This window comes from Endozoicomonas sp. ALC013 (assembly GCF_049310205.1).
Taxonomy (GTDB): Bacteria; Pseudomonadota; Gammaproteobacteria; order Pseudomonadales; family Endozoicomonadaceae; genus Endozoicomonas.
The window spans coordinates 1-4,117 of record NZ_JBLYNS010000249.1; the positions used below are offsets into that span (position 1 = coordinate 1).

Genomic DNA, 4,117 nt, shown 5'->3' on the forward strand with positions numbered 1-4,117 from the left:
CTATCTCTTCCTGAGAAAACTGCAGGTTCTTACGGATTCGATAGACAAGCGATTCGAACACAGAGGTAGCCACGTTCAGTTCAACGAGTTCACCCAGTTTGGCCGTGGCCCACAGCAGGTTGGCAATACTCTGGGCATTAAATTGGTCTTTCTGTGCGTTCACGAGGGGCAACAGCGCGACTACAGCTTCGTTGAGCCCTGGTGTTGGCTCCTGCCCGTTGTCCACCAGTTTCGCCATGGCCCAAAGCAGGTTGGCAATAGCCAGGGTATTAAACTGGTGTTTCTGTCCGTTCACGCAGGTCAACAGCGCAGTCATCGCTTCGTTGAGCTCCGGTGTCTGCTCGTACCTGTTGTCCACCAGCTTTGCCATGGCCCACAGCAGGTTGGTGATATGCTGGGGAATAAATTGGTCTTTTAGTGCATTTACGTGGGGCAACAGCGCAGCCACAGCATCTTTGAGCTCTGGTGTTTTCTTCAGCCCTTTGTCCACCAGTTTCGCCATGGCCCACAGCAGGTTGGCGATATGCTGAGGAATAAACTGGTCTTTCTGTGCGTTCACCTGGGGCAACAGCACGGCCACCGCCTCGTTAAGACCTGGTGTCTGCTCCAGCCCTTTGTCCACCAGTTTCGCCATGGCCCACAGCAGGTTGGCAATACCCTGTGGTTGAAAGTGAGCTTTCTGTGCATTCACGTGGGACAACAACGCGGCCAGGGCCCTTTTGAGCTCTGGTGTTGGCTTCTGCCCGTTGTCCACCAGTTTCGCCATGGTCCACAGCAGGTTGGCAATAGCCAGGGCATCAAACTGGTCTTTCTGTGCGTTCACGCGGGGTAACAGCGCGGCTACGGTCTCTTTGAGTTCTGGTGTACGCTCCTGCCCGTTGTCCACCAGTTTCGCCATGGCCCACAGCAGGTTGGCGATTTGCTGAGGAATAAATTGGTTTTGCTGTGCGTTCACTTGGGGCAACAGCGCGGCCACTGCCGCTTTGAGCCCTGGTGTCTGCTCCTGCCCGTTGTCCACCAGTTTCGCCATGGCCCACAGCAGGTTGGCGATCTGCTGAGGAATAAATTGGTTTTGCTGTGTGTTCACATGGGGCAACAGCGCGGCCAATGCCGCTTTGAGCCCTGGTGTCGGCTCCTGCCCGTTGTCCACCAGTTTCGCTATGGCCCACAGCAGGTTGGCGATATGCTGAGGAATAAATTGGTTTTGCTGTGCGTTCACATGGGGCAACAGCGAAGCCACGGCCTCGTTGAGCTCTGGCGTCCGCTCCTGCCCATTGTCCACCAGTTTCGCTATGGCCCACAGCAGGTTGGCGATTCCCTGAGGGATAAATTGTTTTTTCTGTGCGTTCACATGGGGCAACAACACGACCACGGCCTCTTTGAGCTCTGGTGTCCGCTCCTGCCCGCTGTCCACCAGTTTCGCCATGGCCCACAGCAGGTTGGCGACACCCTGGGCATCAATATCCCTGGGTGGAGGTTTTTGATTGCAGTTAAATATTATTGAATCAAATAGCGTTGACAATAAGTTAGCCTGAGTAAGTTTAACTCGCGCATCCATGGGTTTATGAAGAGTAAAAACACCCGCTGAAGTCAATGAATGAAGTGTTGTCGTCAGGCTTCGCCAATTCCAGCTCCGTGTTGCTGCGAAATTTTGCAGCAAACGCATCAGCTGGCTTAGTTCTGCTCGATTTAACGGCCTTTTAGCTGCTGACGTGTATTTTTTAAGTGAACTGGCATATAGACCGTGATCTCTCCCATCATAGCGATGACCGAAACGTTCCGATTTCCTCACTAGACCAGCCATTATTTCTGGTTTGATGAGGGCATTAAAATCTTGAGCAGAGTTGACTGAACGGTGCATTAAATATTGAGAAGGGCGTGTGCCAGAAGAAGGGTGAAATTTATTACAGCCCGGGGTAGATTGGGGGTGAGTATCCTGCTGTCTGACTGTGGCATGTCTATATCGCCCACGCCTTGCAGAAGGGGCATGGCCACTCGGTTGGTTGTAACCGTTATCTGATCTTGCGTATTGACCACTGATACCAGCAGAACTTCTATCCATAATTATATTTCATTAATTCATGAAAATATAAAAAGCAGACTGCTGTTCTGCTCAGAAGTTCATTTTGCAAAAAAGTTTACTTGAGTCATGATGGGAGGAAGGCGATTATTGGCTGCTTGTTCTCTTCCTCTTTGCCGGGTTGGTTTGCTCTGCTAAATGTTCTTCACCAGTCACGTATGCAGTACCTGCCCACCTTCTTTTAAATGATACAGAGTCATGACCGTGTGGCGGGATGCCTGTCCTGCTCTTTATTTGATCAATATAGGGTTTTAAATCGTTGTTCAAAAGCTGGTTAGCTGGGATTTCTATAACCTCAAATCCTGCTTTTTGCAACAGTGCGATTTTAAGCAGAGTCGAACCATTCCTGGTATTGAAATTACCACCCACGTAATGAGAGGGGCCTTGAACTTCAATCACCATGTTGTGATCTGGCAGTAGCAGGTCAACCGGAGGTAATGAGTTCAGACTCTTTTCCTCTTCGATCTTCAAAAATGGAATAGATGATTTGAGTTGATCGCGGAAGTCGACCTGGATTTTTGAAATGTTTGTCTGGTAATGGCCGGCGACCGGACAGGTTCTACCAAGCCAACTTGCGGCCATGATCATGATGGATTGATCCTCTTCATTATCTGGCGAGGTATTTTCCAGTCGAGTCAACAGGTCATCTATGTGCTTTTCAAACACATTATTTTCATCAGTATTGGAGTCCAGAGCCAACCTGGCACAGCATACCATTAATCCCCAGAGAGACATCGATATTTCTTTCTGAGAAAACTGAAGCTTCTCACTGATTCGATAGACGAGCGATTCGAACGTAGAGGTAGCCACGTTCAGCTCAACGAGTTCACCCAGTTTGGCCGTGGCCCAGAGCAGGTTGGCAATACCCTGGGCATTAAATTGGTCTTTCTGTGCGTTCACGAGGGGCAACAGCGCGACCACAGCCTCGTTGAGCCCTTGTGTCTGCTCCTGCCCGTTGTCCACCAGTTTCGCCATGGCCCACAGCAGGTTGACGATTTCCTGTGGTTTAAAGTTAACTTTTTGTACGATCACGCAGGTCAACAGCGCAGCCACCGCTTCGTTGAACTCCGGTGTCTGCTCGTACCTGTTGTCCACCAGTTTTGCCATTGCCCACAGCAGGTTGGCGATATGCTGGGGAATAAATTGGTCTTTCTGTGCGTTCACGTGGGGCAACAGCGCGGGCACGGCATCTTTGAGCTCCGGCGTTCGCTCCAGCCCGCTGTCCACCAGTTTCGCCATGGCCCACAGCAGGATGGTGAATTCCTGAGGTTTAAAGTGAGCTTTCTTTGCGTTCACGTGGGGCAACAGCGCGGCCAAGGCCCTTTTGAGCTCTGGTGTCGGCTCCTGCCCGCTGTTCACCAGTTTCGCCATGGCCCACAGCAGGTTGGCGATTTCCTGTGGTCTAAAGTGAGCTTTCTGTGCATTAACGTGGGGCAACAATGCGGCCACGGCCCCGTTGAGTTCTGGTGTCCGCTCCTGCCCTTTGTCCACCAGTTTTGCCATGGCCCACAGCAGGTTGGCAATATGCTGAGGAATAAATTGGTCTTTTTGTGCATTAACGTGGGGCAACAACGCCGCCACGGCTTCTTTGACCCCTGGTGTCCGCTCCTGCCCATTGTCCACCAGTTTTGCCATAGCCCACAGCAGGTTGGCGATATGCTGAGGAATAAATTGGTCTTTTTGTGCATTAACGTGGGGCAACAACGCCGCCACGGCCTCTTTGAGTTCTGGTGTCTGCTCCAGGCCGTTGTCCATCAGTTTTGCCATGGCCCACAGCAGGTTGGCGATATGCTGGGGAATAAATTGGTCTTTCTGTGCATTCACGTGGGGCAACAGCGCGGCCACAGCATCTTTGAGCTCTGGTGTCCGCTCCAGCCCGTTGTCCATCAGCTTCGCCATGGCCCACAGCAGGTTGGGGATGCCCTGGGCATTAAATTGGTCTTTCTGTGCGTTCACGTGGGGCAACAGCGCGGCCACAGCCTCTTTGAGCCCTGGTGTTCGCTCCAGCCCGTTGTCCAAAAGCTTCGCCATGGCCCA

General features: G+C 51.9%; 2 protein-coding genes. Both read right to left on the reverse strand.

The genetic code is table 11. The features are described 5' to 3' along the window. Positions 1 to 2,062, reverse strand: a 2,062-nt coding sequence (locus ACO6V1_RS22655; protein WP_422468737.1) for a DUF1601 domain-containing protein, incomplete at its 3' end; no start/stop codon positions are given. Positions 2,063 to 2,167: 105 nt separating this feature from the next. Beyond that, on the reverse strand, positions 2,168 to 4,117 hold a 1,950-nt coding region (locus ACO6V1_RS22660; RefSeq protein ID WP_422468739.1), incomplete at its 5' end, for a DUF1601 domain-containing protein.